The 23939-nt window shown below is 70.4% G+C and carries 19 protein-coding genes; 7 read left to right on the forward strand and 12 right to left on the reverse strand.

Annotated features, from left to right (window positions below):
* Positions 1-178 precede the first annotated feature (178 nt).
* The 9 genes from pssA to J7E93_RS29940 form a co-directional block, all read right to left on the reverse strand.
* Positions 179-1045 carry a CDP-diacylglycerol--serine O-phosphatidyltransferase gene (gene pssA / locus J7E93_RS29900; protein ID WP_215073163.1) on the reverse strand — a complete coding sequence of 289 codons (867 nt, stop codon included), beginning with the start codon at positions 1043-1045 and terminating at the stop codon, positions 179-181.
* Positions 1038-1694: a phosphatidylserine decarboxylase gene (locus J7E93_RS29905; protein WP_215073162.1), complete on the reverse strand. Its 657-nt coding sequence runs from the start codon at positions 1692-1694 to the stop codon at positions 1038-1040. Before J7E93_RS29905 ends, pssA begins: the two co-directional genes overlap by 8 nt.
* 169 nt (positions 1695-1863) lie before the next feature.
* Complete coding sequence (locus tag J7E93_RS29910; protein ID WP_215073136.1) at positions 1864-3069, reverse strand: acyl-CoA dehydrogenase family protein; 1206 nt, start codon at positions 3067-3069, stop codon at positions 1864-1866.
* A 2-nt stretch (positions 3070-3071) separates the two neighbouring features.
* Positions 3072-3650 (reverse strand): MaoC family dehydratase, encoded by a 579-nt coding sequence (locus J7E93_RS29915; RefSeq protein WP_215073137.1) that lies wholly within the window; start codon positions 3648-3650, stop codon positions 3072-3074.
* Between the two features lie 5 nt (positions 3651-3655).
* A complete protein-coding gene (locus tag J7E93_RS29920; protein ID WP_215073138.1) occupies positions 3656-4618 on the reverse strand; it encodes a CoA ester lyase in 963 nt (320 codons plus the stop codon).
* Positions 4615-6636 (reverse strand): protein meaA, encoded by a 2022-nt coding sequence (locus J7E93_RS29925; protein ID WP_215073139.1) that lies wholly within the window; start codon positions 6634-6636, stop codon positions 4615-4617. The genes J7E93_RS29920 and J7E93_RS29925 overlap by 4 nt, the downstream gene beginning before the upstream one ends.
* 14 nt (positions 6637-6650) lie before the next feature.
* Positions 6651-7988 (reverse strand): crotonyl-CoA carboxylase/reductase, encoded by a 1338-nt coding sequence (gene ccrA / locus J7E93_RS29930; protein ID WP_215073140.1) that lies wholly within the window; start codon positions 7986-7988, stop codon positions 6651-6653.
* A 436-nt stretch (positions 7989-8424) separates the two neighbouring features.
* Positions 8425-9279 carry a TetR family transcriptional regulator gene (locus tag J7E93_RS29935; RefSeq protein ID WP_215073141.1) on the reverse strand — a complete coding sequence of 285 codons (855 nt, stop codon included), beginning with the start codon at positions 9277-9279 and terminating at the stop codon, positions 8425-8427.
* 121 nt (positions 9280-9400) lie between these two features.
* Positions 9401-11185, reverse strand: a complete 1785-nt coding sequence (locus J7E93_RS29940) for a 3-hydroxyacyl-CoA dehydrogenase family protein (protein ID WP_215073142.1) — start codon at positions 11183-11185, stop codon at positions 9401-9403.
* 291 nt (positions 11186-11476) lie between these two features.
* Between J7E93_RS29940 and J7E93_RS29945 the strand changes: the two genes are divergently transcribed.
* Positions 11477-12091: a HEAT repeat domain-containing protein gene (locus J7E93_RS29945; RefSeq protein WP_215073143.1), complete on the forward strand. Its 615-nt coding sequence runs from the start codon at positions 11477-11479 to the stop codon at positions 12089-12091.
* A gap of 21 nt (positions 12092-12112) precedes the next feature.
* Here J7E93_RS29945 and J7E93_RS29950 read toward each other — a convergent pair whose 3' ends face one another.
* The 3 genes from J7E93_RS29950 to J7E93_RS29960 are packed head-to-tail and all read right to left on the reverse strand — an operon-like array spanning position 12113 to position 15283.
* A complete protein-coding gene (locus tag J7E93_RS29950; RefSeq protein WP_215073144.1) occupies positions 12113-12520 on the reverse strand; it encodes a RidA family protein in 408 nt (135 codons plus the stop codon).
* 45 nt (positions 12521-12565) lie between these two features.
* Positions 12566-14194, reverse strand: coding sequence for an alpha/beta hydrolase (locus J7E93_RS29955; RefSeq protein ID WP_251067291.1), 1629 nt, complete (start codon positions 14192-14194; stop codon positions 12566-12568).
* Between the two features lie 51 nt (positions 14195-14245).
* Positions 14246-15283, reverse strand: coding sequence for an Rv2578c family radical SAM protein (locus tag J7E93_RS29960; RefSeq protein WP_215073145.1), 1038 nt, complete (start codon positions 15281-15283; stop codon positions 14246-14248).
* Positions 15284-15430: 147 nt separating this feature from the next.
* On the opposite strand from J7E93_RS29960, the gene J7E93_RS29965 reads away from it, so the two are divergent.
* From J7E93_RS29965 to J7E93_RS29990, 6 genes are all read left to right on the forward strand, one after another.
* Complete coding sequence (locus J7E93_RS29965) at positions 15431-15874, forward strand: SRPBCC family protein (protein WP_215073146.1); 444 nt, start codon at positions 15431-15433, stop codon at positions 15872-15874.
* Between the two features lie 267 nt (positions 15875-16141).
* On the forward strand, positions 16142-18556 hold the full coding sequence (locus J7E93_RS29970) for an MFS transporter (RefSeq protein ID WP_308368837.1): 2415 nt from the start codon (positions 16142-16144) through the stop codon (positions 18554-18556).
* A gap of 200 nt (positions 18557-18756) precedes the next feature.
* Positions 18757-19590 (forward strand): M55 family metallopeptidase, encoded by an 834-nt coding sequence (locus J7E93_RS29975; protein WP_215073147.1) that lies wholly within the window; start codon positions 18757-18759, stop codon positions 19588-19590.
* Complete coding sequence (locus J7E93_RS29980; protein WP_215073148.1) at positions 19583-20917, forward strand: M20/M25/M40 family metallo-hydrolase; 1335 nt, start codon at positions 19583-19585, stop codon at positions 20915-20917. Before J7E93_RS29975 ends, J7E93_RS29980 begins: the two co-directional genes overlap by 8 nt.
* 10 nt (positions 20918-20927) lie before the next feature.
* Positions 20928-22991 carry a prolyl oligopeptidase family serine peptidase gene (locus J7E93_RS29985; protein ID WP_215073149.1) on the forward strand — a complete coding sequence of 688 codons (2064 nt, stop codon included), beginning with the start codon at positions 20928-20930 and terminating at the stop codon, positions 22989-22991.
* Complete coding sequence (locus J7E93_RS29990; protein ID WP_215073150.1) at positions 22988-23929, forward strand: LD-carboxypeptidase; 942 nt, start codon at positions 22988-22990, stop codon at positions 23927-23929. The genes J7E93_RS29985 and J7E93_RS29990 overlap by 4 nt, the downstream gene beginning before the upstream one ends.
* Positions 23930-23939: the final 10 nt, after the last annotated feature.

The raw sequence follows: 23939 nt of genomic DNA on the forward strand, positions 1-23939 counted from the left end.
GGCTGGCTGCACACCTACAATCACCACCGCGGACACACCGCACTCGCAGGCAAAACACCCGCCAGCCGCGTCCCCAACCTCACAGGGCAATACACCTAGGGATCGCACGCCGCCAGGCACGCGGAAGGGCCCGGGTGCGTTCCTTCCCGCACCCGGGCCCTTCTCCGTACACGTATCTCTACGGCACCTGAGCCGCACGTGCCTCGCGGCTCTCGCGGCGGCTGCCGCGGAAGGTGTTCACCCGACGGGCGGTCGCGAAGAGGGGGATCACGGCGCCCATCACGACCTGCAGCGCGCAGCCGGTCTGCAGCAGGAACTGTCCGCCCGGCGCGTCGAACGCCCAGGCCGCCAGCATGCCCATGGCTCCGACGATCCAGGCGAGCATCGCCACCGCGAGGATGCCCCGCGGCTTGGGGTACTCGACCCGGCTCACCATCAGCCAGGCGACACCGATGATCGCGAGCAGCGTCGGGATGAACGGCAGCTCAAGCAGCACGATCGAGACCACCGTGAGCGCGCCGAAGGGGCTCGGCATGCCCTGGAACATGCCGTCCTTCAAGGTCACGCAGGAGAATCTCGCCAGCCGCAGCACCACCGCGAGCAGCACCACGATCGCGGCCACCGCCGAGACCTTCTGCTGCGCGCCGGGCGTGACCATGCCGTACACGAGTACGAAGTAGGCCGGTGCCAGACCGAAGCTGATCAGGTCCGAGAGGTTGTCCAGCTCCGCGCCCATCGGCGAGCTGCGCAGCTTGCGCGCCACGAGCCCGTCAAACAGGTCGAAGATCGCCGCGCACAGCATGAGGATCACGGCGGTGGCGGCGCTGTTGCGCGCCATGCCGGTCTCGTTGCTGCCGGTGAGGTGCGGGATGAGGATGCCGGTGGTGGTGAAGTACACCGCCATGAATCCGCACGTGGCGTTACCGAGCGTGAGGGCGTCCGCTATGGACAGCCTCAACGACAGCGGCATCTCCTCGGCCTCTTCGGCAGCGGCCGCCTCCGCGTCGGCGACCCAGTCGGCGGCCCGGGTGTCGGGATCAATCACGGTCAATGCGAGTCACCCCTGCGGTCGTGGTCTGACCGACCTCGACAGCGACGTCGACACCTTCCGGAAGGTAGATGTCAACGCGCGACCCGAAACGGATCAGACCGATACGCTCGCCCTGCTCGACCTTCGTCCCCTGCGGGATGTACGGCACGATGCGGCGGGCCACGGCCCCCGCGATCTGCACCATCTCGATGTCGCCGAGCTCGGTGTCGAAGTGCCAGACAACGCGCTCGTTGTTCTCGCTCTCCTTGTTGAACGCCGGGACGAACCCGCCGGGGATGTGCTCCACGGACGTCACCGTGCCGGCCAGCGGCGCGCGGTTGACGTGGACGTTCAGCGGGCTCATGAAGATGGCGACCCGGGTGCGTCCGTCCTTCCACGGCATGATGCTCTGCACCACTCCGTCGGCGGGCGAGATGACCCGGCCCTGAGCGATCTCACGCTCGGGGTCGCGGAAGAACCACAGCATGCCGGCCGCGAGCGCGGTGGTGGGCACGGCGATGGCCGCGGCACGCTTCGACGTGCGCGCGCGCACGAGGCTCAGCGCCGCGGTGGCGACGGTCGGCAGAAGCCACGGCGATGCTCCGCGCGCGAGGCGTACGCCGGCGAGGCTGTCGCGGTGTGCAGAGGTTTGGCTGTGGGGCATGGATGACCTTCGTAGCGGATGATGCCGCACTGGCAACGGGGGACGGCGGCTTTCCGGCGATGCTATCGGTTGCGGGGCGCAACTGGGCAAGCCAGAAGCCGAGTCGGCGGCCGGAAGATGATGACAGGGTGTGATCTTCTTCGCGGCCGAATCGACTCAAACGCGACAATCAACCCTGGAATCGGTACTCCTCGAGCAGCCGACGACCAATGATCATTTTCTGGATCTCGGCGGTACCTTCACCGATGAGCAGCATCGGAGCCTCACGGTAGAGGCGCTCGATCTCGTACTCCTTCGAGAACCCGTATCCGCCATGGATACGGAAGGCGTCCTCGACGACTTCCTTGCAGTATTCGGAGGCGAGGTACTTCGCCATCCCCGCTTCGAGGTCGTTTCGCTCCCCGGAGTCCTTTTTGCGCGCTGCGTTCACCATCATCGCATGAGCGGCCTCGACCTTGGTAGCCATTTCGGCCAGCTTGAACTGGATCGCCTGGTGCTGGGCGATCGGCTTGCCGAAAGTGTGACGTTGCTGGGCATACGAGACACCCAGTTCGAAGGCACGCTGAGCGACGCCACAGCCACGAGCCGCAACATTCACACGGCCCACTTCCACGCCGTCCATCATTTGGTAAAACCCTCGGCCGGTGGTCCCGCCGAGCACCCGATTGGCCGGAATGCGCAGTCCGTCCATGATGAGCTCGGTCGTGTCGACGCCCTTGTAACCCATCTTGTCGATCTTCCCGGGGATGGTGAGGCCGGGGCGGACCTCTCCGAAGCCGGGCTCCTTCTCGACGAGGAAGGTCGTCATCGACTTGTGGGGGGCGGTGCCCTCCGGGTGTCCTTCGTCACTTCGGACGAGAACGGCGACCAGGTTGGACGTCCCACCGTTCGTCAGCCACATCTTCTGGCCGTTGAGGACGTACTCGTCGCCGTCCTTGACCGCCTTGGACGTGATGGCCGACACGTCCGAGCCGAGGGCCGGCTCCGACATGGAGAACGCGCCGCGCGTCTCGCCGGCCGCCATCCGGGGAAGGAAGTACTCCTTCTGCTCCTGGGTGCCGTGCTGCTTGAGCATGTACGCCACGATGAAGTGCGTGTTGATGATGCCGGAGACCGACATCCAGCCGCGGGCGATCTCCTCCACGCACAGCGCGTAGGTGAGCAGCGACTCACCCAGGCCCCCGTACTCCTCGGGGATCATCAGACCGAAGACGCCGAGCTCCTTGAGCCCGTCGACGATCTCCTGGGGGTACTCGTCGCGGTGCTCCAGCTCCGTCGCGACCGGGATGATCTCCTTGTCGACGAAGTCCCGGACGGTGGAGAGGATCTCCTGCTGCACATCGGTCAGACCATGGGTCTGGGCGAGTCGCGCCATGACTACTTCTCCGACTTCTTGGAGGGCTCGATCAGCTCGGAACCAGGGGTGTCGCCCTTGGGCGTCGTTTGAGGGTGGTGGTGGGAGACGGGCGGGCGGCCGGGCTGCTCGCCGCCGCGCTCCTTGATGTACGTCTCGGTGGGGACCATCACCTTGCGGCGGAAGACGCACACGAGGGTGCCGTCCTGCTTGTAGCCCTTGGTCTCGACGTAGACGATGCCGCGGTCGTTCTTCGACTTCGACGGGGTCTTGTCGAGGACCGTGGTCTCGCCGTAGATGGTGTCGCCGTGGAAGGTCGGCGCGACGTGGCGCAGCGACTCGATCTCCAGGTTGGCGATCGCCTTGCCCGAGACGTCCGGGACGGACATGCCGAGCAGCAGCGAGTAGATGTAGTTGCCGACGACGACGTTCTTGCCGAAATCCGTCGTGTTCTCGGCGTAGTTGACGTCCATGTGGAGCGGGTGGTGGTTCATCGTCAGCAGGCAGAAGAGGTGGTCGTCGTACTCCGTGACCGTCTTTCCGGGCCAGTGCTTGTAGACGGCGCCGACTTCGAACTCTTCGTAGGTGCGGCCGAACTGCATGGGACTCAGGCCTCCGGGATCTCGAACTTGGTGGTGCGCTGCATACCGGCGGCGCGGCCCTTGCCGGAGATGACCAGGGCCATCTTGCGGCTGGCCTCGTCGATCATCTCGTCGCCGAGCATGGCCGAGCCCTTCTTGCCGCCGGCCTCGGAGGTGTAGTAGTCGTACGCGTCCAGGATCAGCTCGGCGTGGTCGAAGTCCTCCTGCGAGGGGGAGAAGATCTCGTTCGCCGCGGCGACCTGGTCCGGGTGCAGCACCCACTTGCCGTCGAAGCCGAGGGCGGCGGCGCGCCGCGCGACGGCCTGGTAGCCCTCCGGGTTACGGATCTGCAGGTAGGGGCCGTCGATCGCCTGGAGGTTGTTGGCGCGGGCGGCCATCAGGATCTTCATCAGAATGTAGTGGTAGGCGTCGGCGTCGTAGCCGGGCGGCTGCTCGCCGACGACCAGCGACTTCATGTTGATGGAGGCCATGAAGTCGGCCGGGCCGAAGATGATCGTCTCGACACGCGGGGAGGCCGTGGCGATCGCGTTGACGTTGTTGAGGCCCTGGGCGTTCTCGATCTGCGCCTCGATGCCGATCTTGCCGACCTCGAAGCCCATCGTCTTCTCGATCTGCGTCAGCAGGAGGTCGAGCGCCACGATCTGCTGGGCGTCCTGGACCTTCGGCAGCATGATGCAGTCGAGGTTCTGGCCGGCGCCCTCGACGACGGTGACGACGTCACGGTACGTCCAGTGGGTCGTCCAGTCGTTGACCCGCACGACCCGCGTCTTGCCGGTCCAGTCGCCCTCGTTGAGGAACTTCACGATGGTGTGCCGCGCCTCGGGCTTCGCGAGCGGCGCGCAGGCGTCCTCCAGGTCCAGGAAGACCTGGTCCGCGGCGAGGCCCTGGGCCTTCTCCAGGAAGCGCGGGTTGGAGCCGGGGACGGCGAGGCAGGAGCGGCGCGGCCGGAGCCGGTTCACGGTCGTCATGCGGGGACCTCCGTACTTTCGAGGGGGCTGAGCTTGTTGGCTTTCCGGATCTCGTCGACGATACGGCCGATGATCTCGGTGATACCGAAGTCCTTCGGTGTGAAGACGGCGGCCACTCCCGCGCGCTTCAGTTCTGCGGCGTCGGCGTTCGGGATGATTCCACCGACGATGACCGGAATATCGGCCGCGCCCGCCTCCCGGAGGCGGTCGAGGACGTCCGGGACCAGCTCGGCGTGCGAGCCGGAGAGGATCGACAGGCCCACGCAGTGCACGTCCTCGGCGAGGGCCGCGTTGACGATCTGCTCGGGCGTCAGCCGGATCCCCTGGTAGACCACCTCGAAACCGGCGTCACGCGCGCGTACCGCGATCTGCTCGGCTCCGTTGGAGTGCCCGTCCAGGCCCGGCTTGCCCACCAGCAGCCGCAGCCGCCCCGAGCCCAGCTCGGCGGCGGTGCGCGCCACCTTGTCCCGTACGAGAGCCAGCGGCGTGCCCTCCTCGGCGGTCACGGCGACCGGGGCCGAGGAGACACCGGTCGGGGCGCGGAACTCGCCGAAGACGTCCCGCAGCGCCCAGGACCACTCGCCGGTGGTGACGCCGGCCCGCGCGCACTCCAGCGTGGCGGCGAACAGATTGCCGTCCCCGGCCGCGGTCGCCTTCAGGGCGGCCAGCGACTCCTGGGCACGGGCCTCGTCGCGGTTGTCGCGCCACTCGTGGAGCTTGGCCACGACCTTGGCCTCGTTGGCCGGGTCGACCGTCATGATCGCCGTGTCGAGGTCCGCGGTGAGCGGGTTCTCCTCGGTCGACTGGAAGATGTTGACGCCGACGATCTTCTCCTCGCCGGCCTCGATCCGGGCGCGCCGCTCCGCGTGCGAGGAGACCAGCTGCGACTTGAGGTAGCCGGACTCGACGGCGGCCATCGCACCGCCCATCTCCTGGATCCGGTCGATCTCGGCCAGGCACTCCTCCATGAGGGAGTCGACCTTCGCCTCGATGACGTGCGACCCGGCGAAGATGTCCTCGTACTCCAGCAGATCCGACTCGTGTGCGAGGACCTGCTGGATACGGAGCGACCACTGCTGGTCCCACGGGCGGGGCAGGCCGAGCGCCTCGTTCCAGGCGGGCAGCTGGACGGCGCGCGCGCGGGCGTCCTTGGAGAGCGTCACGGCCAGCATCTCCAGGACGATGCGCTGGACGTTGTTCTCCGGCTGGGCCTCGGTCAGGCCGAGCGAGTTGACCTGGACGCCGTAGCGGAACCGCCGCTGCTTGGCGTCCTCGATGCCGTACCGCTCGCGCGTGACCTTGTCCCAGATGCGGCCGAACGCCCGCATCTTGCACATCTCCTCGACGAACCGGACACCCGCGTTCACGAAGAAGGAGATCCGGGCGACGACTTCGCCCTTGCGGTCCTCCGGGATCTGGCCGGAGGCGAACACCGCGTCGAGCACGGCGATCGCGGTGGACATCGCGTACGAGATCTCCTGGACCGGAGTGGCCCCCGCCTCCTGCAGGTGGTAGCTGCAGATGTTGATCGGGTTCCACTTCGGGATGTTGTTCACCGTGTAGGTGATCATGTCCGTCGTGAGGCGGAGCGACGGGCCGGGCGGGAAGACGTGCGTCCCGCGCGACAGGTACTCCTTCACGATGTCGTTCTGGGTGGTGCCCTGGAGCTTGGTGACGTCCGCGCCCTGCTCCTCCGCGACCACCTGATAGAGCGCCAGAAGCCACATGGCCGTGGCGTTGATCGTCATCGAGGTGTTCATCTGCTCCAGGGGAATGTCCTGGAACAGCCGGCGCATGTCACCGAGGTGCGAGACCGGGACCCCGACCCGGCCGACCTCGCCGCGGGCGAGGATGTGGTCGGGGTCGTAGCCGGTCTGCGTCGGCAGGTCGAAGGCGACCGAGAGACCGGTCTGACCCTTGGCGAGGTTGCGCCGGTACAGCTCGTTGGACGCCTCGGCGGTCGAGTGACCGGCGTACGTCCGCATGAGCCACGGCCGGTCCTTCTGGCGCTCAGTCATGTGGGATCCCGGGATCAGATGTTACGGAAGCGGTTGATGGCGTCGATGTGCTTCGCGCGCATCTCCGGGTCGCGCACGCCCAGCCCCTCCTCGGGCGCGAGCGCGAGAACGCCGACCTTGCCCTGGTGGAGGTTGCGGTGGACGTCGTGGGCGGCCTGACCGGTGTCCTCCAGGGAGTAGACCTTGGAGAGGGTCGGGTGGATCTTGCCCTTGGCCACCAGGCGGTTGGCCTCCCACGCCTCGCGGTAGTTGGCGAAGTGCGAGCCGATGATCCGCTTCAGGGACATCCACAGGTAGCGGTTGTCGTACTCGTGCATGTAGCCCGAGGTCGAGGCGCAGGTGGTGATGGTGCCGCCCTTGCGGGTGACGTACACGCTCGCGCCGAAGGTCTCGCGGCCCGGGTGCTCGAAGACGATGTCGATGTCCTCGCCGCCGGTGAGCTCGCGGATGCGCTTGCCGAAGCGCTTCCACTCCTTCGGGTCCTGGGTGTGCTCGTCCTTCCAGAACTTGTAGCCCTCGGCGTTGCGGTCGATGATCGCCTCGGCGCCCATCGAGCGGCAGATGTCCGCCTTCTGGTCGCTGGAGACGACACAGATCGGGTTGGCGCCTCCGGCCAGCGCGAACTGGGTGGCGTACGAGCCGAGCCCGCCGCTAGCGCCCCAGATCAGGACGTTGTCGCCCTGCTTCATGCCGGCGCCGTTGCGGGAGACGAGCTGGCGGTACGCGGTGGAGTTGACCAGGCCGGGGGCCGCGGCCTCCTCCCAGCTCAGGTGGTCGGGCTTCGGCATCAGCTGGTTGGACTTGACGAGCGCGATCTCGGCCAGGCCGCCGAAGTTGGTCTCGAAGCCCCAGATGCGCTGTTCGGGGTCGAGCATCGTGTCGTTGTGTCCGTCGGAGGACTCCAGCTCGACCGAGAGGCAGTGCGCGACGACCTCGTCGCCGGGCTTCCACGAGTTCACGCCGGGACCGGTGCGCAGGACCACGCCCGCGAGGTCGGAGCCGATGATGTGGTACGGCAGGTCGTGACGCTTGCTGAGGTCGCTGAGCCTGCCGTAGCGCTCCAGGAACCCGAAGGTCGACACCGGCTCGAAGATCGAGGTCCAGACCGAGTTGTAGTTCACGGAGCTGGCCATGACGGCCACCAGGGCTTCGCCGGGGCCGAGCTCGGGCAGGGCCACGTCGTCGAGGTGGAGCGACTTGCGGGGGTCCTTCTCGCGGCTGGGGAGACCGGCGAACATCTCGGTCTCGTCCTTGTGCACGGTCACCGCGCGGTAGGACTCGGGGAGCTTGATGTTGGCGAAGTCGGCGGACGTGGACTCCGGCGACTGGATCGCGTCCAGGATTTCCTTCACGGGTGTGCCTCCGGCGGTGCGGCGTCCGAGGGGGACGCTGAGGGGTTACGTCTGGGGTGCTGCTGTGGAGGTGTGCCGTCGGTTCGGCGGGTGGTGCGGTGGCGGCGCCGACTCCGCTTCGCTCGGCCTCTGCTCGTGACAGAGGTGCTGAGGAAGCACAGCGTGCGGCGCTGAGGGTGCCTGTGACGCAGGCGTCCGGGCGCACAATCACGATCGCTTGTGGGGACAGCCGGCGCACGAGGAGATCTCTGCGCGCCGGCCGCCCGGACAACATCAACGTATGGCACCGCGTGTCACCTGACAAGGCACTGCGTGCCAACAATTTCACTCAGATGCAACCCACCGCTCACACATGAGCGATGATCGATCGGAGAGGGGTGCGAAAAACGACGAAAGCCGCCCCCTGGTGGGGGCGGCTCTCCTGCTGGCGGGAGGCTCAGTCGGTCCTGAGCGCCTGCTGGATGGTTCGCATGACCTCGTCGAGGGGGGCGTCGGTCCGCGCCACAGCCACGAGCACCCCGCCCTCGGTGGAGGCGGTCGCCGCCGGCGCGGAGGACGCCGCCCGCGCGGCCGTCTGCTGTGCGGCCTGCTGGGCGCCCTGCGGGGCCTGGGCCGGCCGGGCGCCTATGCCCGAGCCGAACGTCTCCCGGACGATCGCGAAAGCGTGGTCCAGCTGCGCCTCCACGTCCCCCTGGCCCCCCGCACGCAGCCAGCGCCGCAGCACATGGTTGTGGGCGGTGACCACGGCGGAGGCGGCCACCTCGGCGAGCAGCGGGTCGTCGTTGCCGTCGTGGTGGTCGCGCTCGTCGAAGTGGCCGAGGAGATAGCGGGTGAAGAGCCGCTCGTAGCGGGCCACCGAGGCGATCTCGCGCTCCCGCAGGGTCGGGACCTCGCGGGTCAGCCGGTACCGCTCCACGGAGACCGCAGGGGACCCCGCGTACATCTTCATGACTTCCTTGATGCCCCGGCACACCGTGTCCAGCGGATGCTCGTGGGGCGGCGCGGCATTCAGTACCGCCTCCGCCCGTACCAGGGTGTCGTCGTGGTCGGGGAAGATCGCCTCTTCCTTGGAGCGGAAATGGCGGAAGAAGGTCCGCCGGGCGACCCCGGCCGCGGCGGCGATCTCGTCGACGGTGGTGGCCTCGTACCCCTTGGTCGCGAACAGCTCCATGGCCGCGGCCGCCAGCTCACGGCGCATCTTCAGGCGCTGGGCGGCCGCGCGGGTGCCCGCCGCACTCTCCTGTGAGTCGGACGTGGACGTGGCACGGGGTGACTTCGCGGCCTTGGACATGTCCTGAACGTACTGCATCGGTGCGGGAGTGTGCCCAGGTGGGGGAGGGTCGCCGGGCGCCGGACCCGGGGTGCCGGAGGCGCCCGGGGGACTCAGCAACCCTCCCCAGCCCGCGGCGGACTCAGCGTCGGGCATATTCGCGGAAGCCGCGCCCCGTCTTGCGGCCCAGGCAGCCGGCCGCCACCAGGTGCTCCAGGAGCGGCGCCGGGGCCAGGCCCGGGTCGCGGAACTCGCGGTGCAGCACCTTCTCGATGGCGAGCGAGACATCCAGGCCGACGACGTCGAGGAGCTCGAACGGGCCCATCGGGTAGCCGCCGCCCAGCTTCATGGCGGCGTCGATGTCGTCCAGGGTGGCGTAGTGCTCCTGGACCATCTTGATCGCGTTGTTCAGGTACGGGAAGAGCAGCGCGTTCACGATGAAGCCGGCCCGGTCGCCGCAGTCCACCGGGTGCTTCCTGATTTTCGCGGTGACCTCGCGGACGGTGGCGTGGACGTCGTCGGCGGTCAGGACCGTACGGACGATCTCGACCAGCTTCATCGCCGGCGCCGGGTTGAAGAAGTGCATACCGATGACGTCCTGCGGGCGCGAGGTGGCGCGGGCGCAGGCGACGACGGGCAGCGAGGAGGTCGTGGTGGCCAGCACCGCGCCCGGCTTGCAGATCTTGTCGAGCGTCGCGAACAGCTGCTGCTTGATCTCCAGGTCCTCGGCGACCGCCTCCACGGCCAGGTCGACCTCGGCGAACGCGTCGAGCGAACCGGCCGGAGCGATCCGGGCCAGCGTCTCGTCCCGGGCCTCACCGGTCATCCGGCCCTTGTCGACCGAACGGGCGAGCGACTTCGCGATCCGGGCCTTGGCGGTGTCGGCCTTCTCCTGCGAGCGGGCGGCCAGGACGACGTCGTAACCGGCCTTGGCGAAGACCTCCGCGATGCCCGAGGCCATGGTGCCGGAGCCGGCGACGCCGACCGAGCGGACCTCACGGGTCTCGCCCGCGAGGGCCGAGGTCTCCAGCGGGGTGAGCGCGTCACGGACCACCGTGGCGGAGCCCGGGGCGTCGTACGTGTAGAAACCGCGGCCCGACTTGCGCCCGGTGAGACCGGCCTCGCTGAGCTGCTTGAGGATCGGGGCGGGAGCGTGCAGCCGGTCGCGCGACTCGCTGTACATCGCCTCCAGGACCGTACGGGCGGTGTCGATGCCGATCAGGTCGAGCAGCGCCAGCGGGCCCATCGGCAGGCCGCAGCCCAGCTTCATGGCGGCGTCGATGTCCTCGCGGGAGGCGTACTTGGCCTCGTACATGGCGGCGGCCTGGTTGAGGTAGCCGAAGAGCAGACCGTCGGCGACGAAGCCGGGGCGGTCGCCGACCGCCACAGGCTCCTTGCCGAGGGCGTGCACGAGGTCGGTGACGGCGGCCACGGCCTGCGGCGCCGTCAGGACCGAGGACACGATCTCCACCAGCTTCATCGCCTGCACCGGGGTGAAGAAGTGCAGGCCGAGGACGCGCTCGGGATGTGCCGAGTCTGCGGCCAGACGGGTGACGGACAGCGCGTTGGTGCCCGTGGCGATGATCGTCTCGGGCCGGACGATGGAGTCCAGGGCCCGGAAGACCTCCTGCTTGGCCTCGTACGACTCGGGCACCACCTCGATCACCAGGTCGGCGTTGGCCGCCGCCTGGAGGTCGGAGAAGGTGCGGAAGCGGGCGAGGACATCCTGCCGCTCCTCCTCGGTGATCCGCTCGCGGGCCACCGCACGGGCGGTGGAGGCCTCCAGTGCGGCGATGGCGCGGCCGGCGGCGGCCTCGCTGATGTCGATGCCGATGACCTCACGGCCGGACCGGGCGAGGACGTCGGCGATGCCCGCGCCCATCGTGCCGAGACCGACGACGGCGATGGTGGAGAGAGGGGTGTCCATCAGGGGACTCCAGGAGGGAAGAGTGACGACTGAAGGCGGCAATACGGGCGCGATGGGGATCGCCCGCGGGGCGCGGAAGAACGCGCGGGAAAAAAGGGGCGACGGACTCTGTCCCGGAGCCACGTCGAAAAATGCCGAACCGACAAACTCGGTCTCGCAACAGCTGCGTCACCTGGCTGTTGTGAGGCTGCGGGGTTGACCCGCTCACCTGAGATTAACCGGCGGGTAACGAGCGCGCCAGTCCCGGGGAGTTCGGAAAATGTGATCTGGATCGCGGATACGCTGGCCGTCATGGATATCGCCCAGGACCCGGAATTCTGCTCGATGATCGATCGATTGCGGGACGAGATCCAAAACGGTTCAGAGGCCGATCGGAAACCTTTCGAAGAACTCCTCGCCACCGAGGGGCGAGAGGCGTTCGCCCGCGTCCTGACCGCCCCCGGTCAACCCCTCTGGGCCCGCGAGATCGCCGCCTTCCGGCTCGGCCTCGCCGGCGACCCCCGCGCCTTCGAGGCCCTGGTCCTGCTGCTCAACCACCGGGACCCGGAGCGCTGCGTCTCCGCCGCCTACGCGCTGGCGCGGCTCGACGACCCGCGCACCGCCCGGGCCGCCGCCGCTCTCGCCACCAACGAACTCCGCGTGGGATACGCCCTGCTGCCGGTCCGTCTGCTCACCGACCTGCGCGCGCCCGAGTCCGTGCCGGCGCTGATCACCGTCCTGGAACGGCGCCTCGCGGCCGACGACCCGCACTGGCGGGTCGGCCTGGCCTGCGTGGAGGGCCTGGGCGCGCTCGGCGACCCGCGGGCCCGCCCCACGCTCGAAGCCGCCCTGCCCCACCCCAGGCTCGGCGAGGCGGCCGGTCAGGCCCTCGCCAGGATCAAGGTCCGGGGCGGGGACACTCTCTAGGAACCCTCGGGGACGAGTGCGCTAGGAACCCTCCGGGACGAGCGCGAACGCCTCGATCTCCATCAGCAGCTCGGGGCGGACCAGCGCCGAGACCTGGACGGCCGAGCTCGCGGGGAGCGGGGCCGTGCCGAAGGCCTCGTCCCGCGCCGCCCGTACCGCCGGGAGGTGTGCGACATCGGTGACGAAGTACGTCAGCTTCACCACGTCCGCGAAGCCGGCGCCCGCCGAGGCCAGGCAGCGACGGAGGTTCCAGAAGATCTGACGGGCCTGCATCCCCGGGTCGTTCTCACCCACGACCGCGCCCGAGGCGTCGAGGGAGCATTGGCCGGATATCGCCACGAACCGGCCCGTGCCCCACACGACGTGGCTGTACTGAGGGCTCGGGGCGATCCCCTCGGGTGCGGAGACGTGGGTGAGATGCGTACTCATGCCCGACATCCTCGCGTACGCCACTGACAACGAGCCGCGCCCCCTTCAGCCTCCGTGGCCCAGCAGACCGTGCAGCACCGTGCCGCCCGTCGCGGCACCGCTCCGGGATGTGGCGGACTTCACCGGCTTCGGCTCCGGCTCCGGTTCCGGCTCCGGGAGCGCCGCGCAGACCGCGTCCGCCTCCGACCCGCCGTCACCGCGCGGCACCCGCCCCGTGTCGAGGTAGGCCGCCAGGTGCTCGTCCAGACAGGCGTTGCCGCTCAGCGCCACGCCGTGGTTGCCGCCGCCCTCCTCCACGACGAGGCTGGAACCCTCGACCATCCGGTGCAGCGCCACGCCGCCTTCGTACGGGGTCGCCGCGTCGTCCGTCGCCTGGAGGATCAGCACCGGCGGCACCTGGTCGTTCGAGACGTCGGGCGGGGTGAGCGAGTCCACCGGCCAGAACGCGCAGGGCGCGTTGTACCAGGCGTTGTTCCAGGTGGAGAAGGGCGCCTTGAGGTGTACGTCCCAGTTGTCCTTGCGCCAGACGTTCCAGTCGCGCGGCCACTTCGCGTCCCGGCACTGGACGCTCGTGTAGACCGAGTAGCCGTTGACGGCGGTGGCGTCGGACGCCCCGTAGGCCTCGTACGCCTTCGTCAGCGGCGCCGGGTCCTTGTCGTTGACGTACGCGGAGAACGCCGCGGCCAGCTTCGGCCAGTAGCCGTTGTAGTACCCGCCCGGAAGGAAGGTGTCCTCCAGCTCGGCGGGACCGACCTTCCCGCCGGCCGGGCTGCTCCGCAGCGCCTCCCGCATCCGGTACCAGGCGCTCTCGACCGCCGCCGGGTCCGTGCCCAGCCCGTACGTGGTGTCCCGGCGGGCGATCCACGCCATGAAGTCCTTGTGGCGGCTGTCGAACGCGTAGTCCTGCGCGATGTTGTCCTCGTACCAGACGCCCTGCGGATTGACGACGGAGTCCAGGGCGAACCGGCGCACCCGCTCGGGGTACAGCCGCGCGTAGACGGCGCCGAGGTACGTGCCGTAGGAGTACCCCAGGTAGTTGAGCTCCGGCGCGCCGAGCGCCACGCGGATCGCTTCCATGTCCCGGGCCGTGCTGACCGTGTCGATGTACGGCAGCACGTCGCCGTGCTTCTTCCCGCACGCCTCGGCGAAGGCCTGCGCCCGCTCGACACCACGGCGCTCGCCCGCGGCGCCGATCGGCACCGAGTCCGGCCGCACCGGGTCGAAGTGGCCGGCCTTGCAGTCGAGGGCGGGCTCGCTCCTGCCCACACCCCGCGGGTCGAAGCCGATCACGTCGTACCGCGCCGCGACCTTCGAGGGCAGTGACGCCGCCACGAACCCGGCCATCATGCGCCCGCTTCCGCCGGGCCCGCCCGGATTGACCAGCAGCGGCCCCTGATAGTCCTTCGGGGCCTTCGCCGTACGGGCCACCCGGGTGAGCGCGAGCGTGATCGACCGGCCGGCCGGATCGTCGTGGTTCAGCGGCACCTTGAGCGTGGCGCACTGGAGCCTCGGATACGCCGGGGTGGCGCACGCCGTCCATGCCAGTGGCGCGATGGGTCGGACGGTCGGTTCGGGGCGGGGTTCGGGGCGGGGTTCGGCGGACGCGGGCAGGACGGTGACCGTCCCTGCGACCAGTGCCCCAGTGGCGATCAGCATTCCGGCGCGTGGATTCATAGGGCGTCCGTGCCCCGAACACCGTGCGGAAGGACCGCTTCCGCCGAGAGCTCACCCGATCAGAGGAGGGTGAGCCTGCGTCGGCTCGGCGGGAACGGGCTCTTCCGGTAGGGGTATCCGGCGTGCCGCTCCCCGTCGGCCGGGCCCGATCCCGAACTCCGCCGCCAGCTCGTGCACCTGACGGGTGATCCGACGCTGGTACCAGGTCGGCGCGTACGCCCCGTCCGCGTACATCCGCTCGTACCGCCCCACCAGATGCGGGTGGTGCCGGCGCAGCCACGCCATGAACCACTCGCGCGCGCCGGGCCGCAGATGTAGGACGAGCGGGGTCACGGAGGTCGCGCCCGCCTCGGCGATGGAGCGCACCGTCTCGCGCAGCTGCTCGGGCCGGTCGCCGAGGAACGGGACGACCGGGGCCATCAGCACCCCGCAGCCGATGCCGTGCTCGCCGAGCGTCCGGACGACGTCCAGGCGACGCTGCGGTGAGGGGGTGCCGGGCTCCACCGTGCGCCACAGCTCCTGGTCGGTGAAACCGACGGAGACGGAGATGCCCACCTCGGTCACCTCCGCGGCCTGCACCAGCAGATCCAGGTCCCGGAGGATCAGGGTGCCCTTGGTGAGGATGGAGAAGGGGTTGGCGTGGTCGCGCAGCGCGGCGATGATCCCCGGCATCAGGCGGTAGCGGCCCTCCGCGCGCTGGTAGCAGTCGACGTTGGTGCCCATGGCGATGTGCGCGCCCTGCCAGCGCCGGGAGGCGAGGTGCTTGCGCAGCAGCTCCGGTGCGTTGATCTTCACCACGATCTGGGAGTCGAAGCCGAGTCCGGTGTCGAGGTCCAGATAGCTGTGGGTCTTGCGGGCGAAGCAGTAGACGCACGCGTGCGTGCAGCCACGGTAGGGGTTGACCGTCCATTCGAACGGCATGCGGGAGGCGCCCGGCACCCGGTTCACGATCGAGCGCGCCCGCACCTCGTGGAAGGTGATCCCGCGGAACTCCGGGGTGTCGAAGGTACGGGTGGTGACCGCCTCGGTACCGAACAGTGCGGTCGCGGCAGGGGCGGCGGGGTCGTCGCCCAGATTGTCCCAGCGCATGGACGCCTCCTCGGTAGCAGTGCCCTCAGCTGTGGCCCCAGAATAGAACACATGTTCCCTTGATCGCCGCAACCCGGATTTGGGAGGGCCGGGTCCAGGTGGTTGGCTGGTCCCACACCCCCGAGGAACCAAGCTGGAGGAAGTGCCATGGCGCAGGTCGAGGCCACGACGGAGCGGATCATCGCGGCGGACGCGGAGGCGGTGTTCGACGCTCTGGCCGACTACAGCGGCACGCGCGCGAAGCTGCTGCCGGAGCACTTCAGCGAGTACGAGGTCCGCGAGGGCGGCGACGGCCAGGGCACCCTCGTCCACTGGAAGCTCCAGGCCACCAGCAAGCGCGTCCGCGACTGCCTCCTGGAGGTCACCGAGCCGACCGAGGGGCAGCTCGTCGAGAAGGACCGCAACTCCTCCATGGTCACCACCTGGACCGTCACCCCCGCCGGCGAGGGGAAGTCCAAGGCCGTCGTCAGCACCGTCTGGAACGGCGCCGGCGGCATCGGCGGCTTCTTCGAGAGGACCTTCGCGCCGAAGGGCCTCGGCCGCATCTACGACGCCGTGCTCGCCAACCTGGCCACCGAGGTCGAGAAGTAACCTCGCCGAGGTCGAGAAGTAACCTCCTCGACGAACACCGCTCACCGATTCGAGTGGTTTCCCCGCGACCCCCGCAAGAGCGCCCCGCGCGCCGAGGGGGCGCGGGCGCTCTCGTAAACGCGCTGATGAGCGCCCCAAGTGCCACCTGAGACAGGGGTGTTCGCGGCCCGGGTCGTCTCCGGTGCTCCGTACCGCCCGACTTGCTCCCGCTTCGCGCCCAATGCGAAGAATGGCGCGGCGCTGACGCCGTGACGAGGGGAGCAGCACGTGGGTGCGATCACGCTGGTGAAAGCCGCCGAGGATACGACGCCGCTCGTCGCGGGCGACCCGTCCTCCGGCCACGAACCGCCGTCCGACGCCGAGCCGGCCCTCGACCCCCGCCGGGTCCGCCTCGTCTTCTGCGGTCTCATGCTGGCGCTGCTGCTCGCCGCGCTCGAGCAGATGATCGTCGCCACCGCCCTGCCGAAGATCGTCGGCGAGCTGCAGGGCCTCGACCGGATGTCCTGGGCGATCACCGCCTATCTCCTCACCGCCACCATCGGTCTGCCGATCTACGGAAAGCTCGGCGACCTCTTCGGCCGCAAGGGCGTCTTCCTCTTCGCCATCGTGGTCTTCGTCATCGGCTCGGGCCTGGCCGGCTGGTCACGCACGATGGACGAACTCATCGCCTTCCGGGCCGTCCAGGGCATCGGCGCCGGCGGACTGATGATCGGCGTCCAGGCGATCATCGCGGACATCGTCCCGGCCCGGGAGCGCGGCCGCTACATGGGCCTCATCGGGGCCGCCTTCGGTCTCGCCTCCGTCGCCGGGCCCCTGCTGGGCGGCTTCCTCACCGACCACGTCTCCTGGCGCTGGTGCTTCTACTTCAACGTCCCCTTCGGGCTCGTCACCCTCGCCGTCGTCGCCGTCGTGCTCGAACTGCCCAAGCCCCGCACCCGTGCCCGGCTGGACGTCCTCGGCGCGCTCCTGCTCGCCGCCGCCTCCACCTGCCTGGTCCTGCTGACCAGTTGGGGCGGAACGGAGTACGCCTGGGACTCGCGGGTGATCATCGCCCTCGGCGGCGGAGCCGCCGCGACGACCCTGCTCTTCCTGGTCGTCGAGCGCTTCGCCCCCGAACCCCTCATCCCGTTGCGGCTCTTCCGCGACTCCGTCTTCACCGTCACGAGCCTCGTCGGCGCGGTGATCGGCATCGCGCTCTTCGGCGCCGCCAGCTATCTGCCGACTTTCCTGCAGATGGTGGAGGGCGCCACCGCCACCGAGTCCGGCCTCCTCATGCTGCCCCTGATGGGCGGGATCGTCTGCGCCTCGATCGCCTCCGGCCAGCTCATCAGCCGTACCGGCCACTACCGGATCTATCCGGTGCTCGGCGGCGCCGTCTCCGTCGTCGGCATGTGGCTGCTCTCACGGATGGAGACCGACACCCCGCGCCTGCACCACAGCATCTGGCAGGCCGTCCTCGGGATCGGCATCGGCCTGGTCATGCCCGTCCTCATCCTGGCGGTCCAGAACTCCGTACGCGCCGCCGACCTCGGCACCGCCACCAGCGCCCACAACTACTTCCGCCAGATCGGCGGCAGCGTCGGCGCCGCCGTCTTCGGCACCCTCTTCGCCGCCCGGCTCGACGACGCCCTCGCCGACCGCCTCCCGCACACGGCGGGAACCGCGCTGCCGGCCGCCGAATCGATCACCCCCCAGGCGGTGCACGCCCTGCCGCCGGCCCTGCGCGACGCCTACATCCAGGCCTACGCGGACGCGATGCCGCGCATCTTCCTCTATCTCGTGCCGGTCCTCGTGCTCGGCCTCGTCCTCGCCTTCTTCCTCAAGGAGAAACCGCTGGTGTCCCACCACACCCCCACCACCGAGGCCGCCAACGCCGTCCCGCGCGCCCGCGCGGCGGCCGGCCCCGCACCGACCGGATACACCGCGGGCCTCCCGGTCTGCGGCACCGTCCAGCACCACGACGGCACCCGCGTCCCGCGCGCGGCCCTCACCCTCATCGACGTCCAGGGACAGCAGATCGGCCGCGGCGGCAGCGGTGAGGACGGCCGTTACGCGCTCAGCGTCCCGGGCCCCGGCTCGTACGTCCTGATCGCGGCGGCCGGCGGGCACCAGCCGCAGGCGGTCTCCGTCACCGTCGGCGAACGGCCGGTCGAGCTCGACGTCGTCCTCGGCGGCGCGGGCCGGCTGGCCGGAGCGGTCCTCACCGCCGACGGCACACCCGTACGGGACGCGGCGGTCACCCTCACCGACGTGCGGGGCGACGTCGTCGCCTCCACCCGCAGCGGCCGCGAGGGCGGCTACGTCATCACCGAGCTGGTGGCGGGCGAGTACACCCTGGCCGCCAGCGCCCCCGCCTTCCGGCCGGCCGCGCTGCCGGTCAGCGTGCAGGCCTCCCGCGAGACCCGGCAGGACATCGAGCTCGCCGGCGGCGCCGTGCTGCGCGGGACGGTACGCGCCGGCGGCGGGCGGCCGGTCGAGGACGCCCGGGTCACCCTCCTCGACGCGGCGGGCAACGTGGTCGACACGCTGACGACCGGGCCGGACGGCACCTTCCGCTTCGTGGACCTGTCGTCGGGGGAGTACACGGTCATCGCGGCGGGCTATCCGCCGGTGGCCACCGTCCTCCAGGTCGCGGGCGGCGGACGCACCGAACGCGACCTCCAACTCGGCCACGAGGACTGACCTCACCCGCCAGTTCCTCCAAGACCTCGGTGGCCTCCCGGAGGCTGTCGTGGAACGTCGTCCGGCGCTCCTGGACGCGCGGCGCGGCGGGCGCGCCGTGACGGCGTGTGGGCCGAACCGGTCACTGTCAGAGGTCCACCCCACCGACAGTTGTCCACAGGGCTGGCCCGGGTGCCGGTCGGCGCGTACGGTTTCCAGGCATGAAGATCCTGATCAGCGCCGACATGGAAGGCGCGACCGGCGTCACCTGGCCCGCGGACGTGCTGCCCGGCACGCCCCAGTGGGAGCGGTGCCGGTCCCTGTTCACCTCGGACGTGAACGCGGCGGTGCTCGGCTTCTTCGACGGGGGCGCCGACGAGGTGCTCATCAACGAGGCGCACTGGACCATGCGCAATCTGCTTCTCGAACAGCTCGACGAGCGCGCCGAGATGCTGACCGGGCGCCACAAGTCGCTCTCCATGGTCGAAGGCGTGCAGCACCGCGACGTCGACGGCATCGCCTTCGTCGGCTACCACACCGGTGCCGGAGCCGAAGGGGTGCTCGCGCACACCTATCTCGCCAACTCCATCACCGGTGTCTGGCTGAACGGGGAACGGGCGAGCGAGGGCCTGCTCAACGCCCACGTGGTCGCGGAGTACGGCGTGCCGGTGGTGCTCGTCACCGGTGACGACCTGACCTGTGAGGACGCCCTCGGATACGCGCCCGAGGCGCACAAGGTGGCGGTCAAGGACCATGTCTCGCGGTACGCGGCGGTGTGCCGCACCCCCAGCCGTACGGCCGCCGAGATCCGGGCGGCGGCGAAGGCCGCGGCCGGCCTCGCCGTACGGCACGAGCCGGTGCGGGGCGGGCCGTTCACGGTGGAGCTGGAGTTCGACGCCGAGCATCTGGCGGCCGCTGCGACGGTGGTGCCCGGCGTGGCCCGGAGCGGTGAACGCCGGGTCGGGTACACCAGCGAGACAATGTACGAGGGAATTCGCACGTTCAAGGCGGTCACCACGATCGTCTCCGCAGCCGTGGAGGAGCAGTATGGCTGAGCCGGTCCAGGGGGCCGACGGCACGGCGCTCGACGAGGTGGTGACCTTCACCTCCGAGCTGATCCGGATCGACACCACCAACAAGGGCGGCGGGGACTGCTTCGAGCGACCCGCGGCCGAGTACGTCGCCGAACGGCTCGCCGCCGCCGGCCTCGAACCGACACTTCTCGAACGGACCCGGGGCCGCACCAACGTGGTGGCGCGCATCGAGGGGACCGACCCCTCCGCCGACGCCCTGCTCGTCCACGGCCATCTCGACGTCGTCCCGGCCGAGGCCGCCGACTGGGCCGTCCACCCCTTCTCCGGCGAGATCCGCGACGGAGTCGTCTGGGGCCGCGGCGCCGTCGACATGAAGAACATGGACGCGATGGTGCTCGCCGTCGTCCGGTCCTGGGCCCGCCTCGGCATCCGGCCGCGCCGGGACATCGTCCTCGCCTACACCGCGGACGAGGAGGCCAGCGCCGAGGACGGCTCGGGCTTTCTCGCCGACCGCCATCCGGGGCTCTTCGAGGGCTGCACCGAAGGCATCAGCGAATCGGGGGCGTTCAGCTTCCATCCCGACCCCGGCATGACGCTCTACCCCATCGCGGCCGGCGAGCGGGGCACCGCCTGGGTCAAGCTCACCGCGCACGGCAGGGCCGGGCACGGCTCCAAGGTGAACACGGCCAACGCCGTCACCCGGCTCGCCGCCGCGATCGCCCGCATCGGCAGCCACCCCTGGCCGGTCCGCCTCACCCCGACCGTCAGGGCCGCCCTCACCGAACTGGCCGCGCTGTACGGCATCGAGATCGATGTGACCGCGGACGGATTCGACGTCGACGGGCTCCTGGAGAAGCTCGGCCCGGCCGCCGCGCTGGTCGAGCCGACCGTCCGCAACAGCGCCAACCCGACCATGATGGACGCCGGTTACAAGGTCAACGTCATCCCGGGCCACGCCGTCGCGTACGTCGACGGCCGGATGGTGCCGGGCGGTGAGGAGGAGTTCAGGGAGACGATGGACCGGCTCACCGGGCCGGACGTGGAGTGGGAGTTCCACCACCGCGAGGTCCCGCTGGAGGCCCCGGTCGACTCGCCGACCTTCGCCAAGCTCCGGGCCGCCGTGGAGCACTTCGACCCCGCGGGGCATGTGATCCCGTTCTCGATGTCGGGCGGCACCGACGCCAAGCAGTTCTCCCGGCTCGGCATCACCGGCTACGGCTTCTCCCCGCTGAAACTGCCCCCCGGCCTGGACTACGCGGCGCTGTTCCACGGCGTCGACGAGCGCGTCCCCGTCGACGCCCTGCACTTCGGCGTCCGCGTCCTCGACCGCTATCTGCGGTCCGCGTAAAGGAGTCGAGATGGTCCCCACGGGCGCCTACGGCACCTGGCCCTCACCCATCGGCGCCGCGCTCGCCGCCTCGCACGACGGACGTCCCGAGTACGTCGGGGTCGTCGGCGACGAGGTGTGGTGGACCGCCCCGCGGCCCACCGAGGGCGGCAGACGCGCGCTGGTGCGCCGACGCGCCGACGGCACCGAGGAGTCCGTGCTGCCCGCCCCGTGGAACGTCCGCAGCCGGGTCGTGGAGTACGGCGGACAGCCCTGGGCCGGCGCCGCCCGCGAGGACGGGGGACCGCTCGTCGTCTTCAGCCACTTCCCCGACCAGCGGCTCTACGCGTACGAACCGGACGCGCCGGACCTGCCGAACGTGCCGGACGCCCCGGACGGCGCGGATGCGCCCGACGTGCCCGATACCCCGGGTGGCCGCCGCGCCGCCGCGCCCCGGCCGCTCACCCCCGTCTCGTCCGTCGGCGGGGGCCTGCGCTGGGCCGACCCCGTGATCCACCTCGACCGGGGCGAGGTCTGGTGCGTGCTGGAGGAGTTCACCGGGCCCGCCCCCACGGACGTACGCCGGGTGCTCGCCGCCGTACCCCTGGACGGATCGGCCGCCGAGGACCGCTCCGTTGTACGCGAACTCTCCGACGGGCGGCACCGGTTCGTCACGGGCCCCCGGCTCTCCCCGGACGGGCGCCGGGCCGCCTGGATCGGCTGGGACCACCCGCGCATGCCCTGGGACGGTACGGAAGTGCTGGTCGCCGACGTCACGGCCGACGGCACCTTCCGCGACGCGCGCCCCGTCGCGGGCGGCCCCGAGGAGTCGATCCCGCAGATCGGCTGGACCGCCGACGGGCAGCTGCTCCACGTCAGCGACCGCAGCGGCTGGTGGAACCTCTACCGCTCGGCGGCCGACGCCGACCGCGAACCGGTCGCGCTGTGCCCCCGCCCCGAGGAGTTCGGCGGACCGCTGTGGAAGATCGGCCTCAGCTGGTTCTCTCCCCTGGAGAACGGGCTGATCGCCGTAATCCACGGCAGGGGAGCGACCGCGCTCGGGATACTCGACCCGGAGAGCGGCGAACTCGTCGACGCCGCCGGCCCCTGGACCGAGTGGGCGTCCACCCTCGCCGTGCACGGCACCCGGGTCGTCGGCGTCGCCGCCAGCCCGCGCAGCGCCTACGAGGTCGTGGAGCTCGACACCCGCACCGGCCGGGCCAGGGTCATCGGCTCGGCCCACGACGATCCGGTCGACCCGTCGTACTACCCCGAACCCCAGATCCGCACCTTCACCGGACCCGACGACCGCGAGATCCACGCCCACGTCTACCCGCCGCACAGCCCCGACCGGATCGCCCCCGGAGACGAGCTGCCGCCCTACGTGGTGTGGGCCCACGGCGGCCCGACCGGGCACGCCCCCCTCGTCCTGGACCTGGAGATCGCCTACTTCACCTCCCGGGGCATCGGCGTCGCCGAGGTCAACTACGGCGGGTCGACCGGCTACGGGCGGGAGTACCGCGAACGGCTCCGCGAGCAGTGGGGCGTGGTCGACGTGGAGGACTGCGCCGCCGTCGCCGAGGCGCTCGCCGCCGAGGGCACCGCCGACCCGGCACGCCTCGCGATCCGCGGCGGCAGCGCGGGCGGCTGGACCACCGCCGCCTCACTCGTCACCTCCGACGTCTACGCCTGCGGCACGATCATCTACCCCATCCTCGACCTGCTGGGCTGGGCGACCGACGAGACCCACGACTTCGAGTCCCGGTACCTGGAGTCGCTCATCGGCCCGCTCGCCGAGGTCCCCGCCCGCTACCGCGAGCGCTCGCCGCTGAACCACGTCGAGCGGATCTCGGCCCCCTTCCTACTGCTCCAGGGACTCGACGACGTGATCTGCCCGCCGGCCCAGGCCGAGCGGTTCCTCACACGGATGGCGGGGCGGGGCGTGCCGCACGCCTACATCGCCTTCGAGGGCGAGAGCCACGGCTTCCGCAGGGCCGAGACGATGATCCGCGCGCTGGAGGCCGAACTCTCCCTTTACGCACAGACCTTCGGCATCGAGCGGCCCGACGTCCCCCTCCTGGAGCTGAGGAAATGACGGCGACCCCCGTGACCCCGCTCGCGCGGCCCGCCCGGCTGCGCCCAGGCGCCCGGGTCGCCGTCGTCGCGCCCAGCGGACCCGTCCCCGAGGAACGCCTGGCGACCGGCCTCGACATCCTGCGCGGCTGGGACCTGGAGCCGCTGGTGGCTCCCCATGTCCTCGACACCCATCCCGCGTTGGGGTATCTCGCCGGTGACGACCGGGCGCGCGCCCGGGACCTCCAGGAGGCCTGGTGCGATCCGTCCGTCTCCGCGGTGATCTGCGCGCGAGGCGGTTACGGCGTCCAGCGGATGGTGGACCTGGTGGACTGGGCGGCGATACGGGCCGCGGGTCCCAAGGTGTTCGTCGGCTACAGCGACGTCACCGCGCTGCACGAGGCGTTCGCCGTCCGCACGGGCCTCGCCACCCTCCACGGACCGATGGTCGCGGCGGCGACCTTCCTCAAGGACCCCCGCACCCAGGAGTCGCTGCGGGCGACCCTCTTCGCACCCGAGTCGGTGCGCACCGTCGGCCTGGACACCGCGCGGGCCCTGGTCCCCGGGCGGGCCCGCGGCGTCACCCTCGGTGGCTGCGTCAGCCTCCTCGCCGCCGATCTCGCCACTCCGTACGGCCGCCCCTCGGCCCGCGGCGGCCTGCTGCTCCTGGAGGACGTGGGGGAGGAGCCGTACCGCCTGGACCGGATTCTCACCCAACTGCTGCGCTCCGGATGGCTGGACGGGGTCGCGGGCATCGGCCTTGGCTCCTGGGAGGAGTGCGGTCCCTACGACGAGATCCGGGCGGTGCTCGCCGACCGGCTGGGCGGGCTCGGCGTCCCGGTCGTGGAGGAGATGGGATTCGGGCACAGTGCGACGGCGCTGACCGTGCCGCTGGGGGTGCTGGGGACGCTTGACGCGGAATCGGGGACGCTCACCCTCGATGTCCCGGCTCTCCTGTGAGCTGACCGAC

It is taken from the genome of Streptomyces sp. ISL-36, from assembly GCF_018614205.1.
GTDB lineage: Bacteria > Actinomycetota > Actinomycetes > Streptomycetales > Streptomycetaceae > Streptomyces.

Bases quoted from the DNA above. Each gene is read 5' to 3' on its own strand.
- J7E93_RS29905 (WP_215073162.1), bottom strand. From the start codon at position 1,694: ATGCCCCACAGCCAAACCTCTGCACACCGCGACAGCCTCGCCGGCGTA.
- J7E93_RS29910 (WP_215073136.1), bottom strand. From the start codon at position 3,069: ATGGCGCGACTCGCCCAGACCCATGGTCTGACCGATGTGCAGCAGGAG.
- J7E93_RS29915 (WP_215073137.1), bottom strand. From the start codon at position 3,650: ATGCAGTTCGGCCGCACCTACGAAGAGTTCGAAGTCGGCGCCGTCTAC.
- J7E93_RS29920 (WP_215073138.1), bottom strand. From the start codon at position 4,618: ATGACGACCGTGAACCGGCTCCGGCCGCGCCGCTCCTGCCTCGCCGTC.
- J7E93_RS29925 (WP_215073139.1), bottom strand. From the start codon at position 6,636: ATGACTGAGCGCCAGAAGGACCGGCCGTGGCTCATGCGGACGTACGCC.
- J7E93_RS29935 (WP_215073141.1), bottom strand. From the start codon at position 9,279: ATGTCCAAGGCCGCGAAGTCACCCCGTGCCACGTCCACGTCCGACTCA.
- J7E93_RS29940 (WP_215073142.1), bottom strand. From the start codon at position 11,185: ATGGACACCCCTCTCTCCACCATCGCCGTCGTCGGTCTCGGCACGATG.
- J7E93_RS29945 (WP_215073143.1), top strand. From the start codon at position 11,477: ATGGATATCGCCCAGGACCCGGAATTCTGCTCGATGATCGATCGATTG.
- J7E93_RS29950 (WP_215073144.1), bottom strand. From the start codon at position 12,520: ATGAGTACGCATCTCACCCACGTCTCCGCACCCGAGGGGATCGCCCCG.
- J7E93_RS29955 (WP_251067291.1), bottom strand. From the start codon at position 14,194: ATGAATCCACGCGCCGGAATGCTGATCGCCACTGGGGCACTGGTCGCA.
- J7E93_RS29960 (WP_215073145.1), bottom strand. From the start codon at position 15,283: ATGCGCTGGGACAATCTGGGCGACGACCCCGCCGCCCCTGCCGCGACC.
- J7E93_RS29965 (WP_215073146.1), top strand. From the start codon at position 15,431: ATGGCGCAGGTCGAGGCCACGACGGAGCGGATCATCGCGGCGGACGCG.
- J7E93_RS29975 (WP_215073147.1), top strand. From the start codon at position 18,757: ATGAAGATCCTGATCAGCGCCGACATGGAAGGCGCGACCGGCGTCACC.
- J7E93_RS29980 (WP_215073148.1), top strand. From the start codon at position 19,583: ATGGCTGAGCCGGTCCAGGGGGCCGACGGCACGGCGCTCGACGAGGTG.
- J7E93_RS29985 (WP_215073149.1), top strand. From the start codon at position 20,928: ATGGTCCCCACGGGCGCCTACGGCACCTGGCCCTCACCCATCGGCGCC.
- J7E93_RS29990 (WP_215073150.1), top strand. From the start codon at position 22,988: ATGACGGCGACCCCCGTGACCCCGCTCGCGCGGCCCGCCCGGCTGCGC.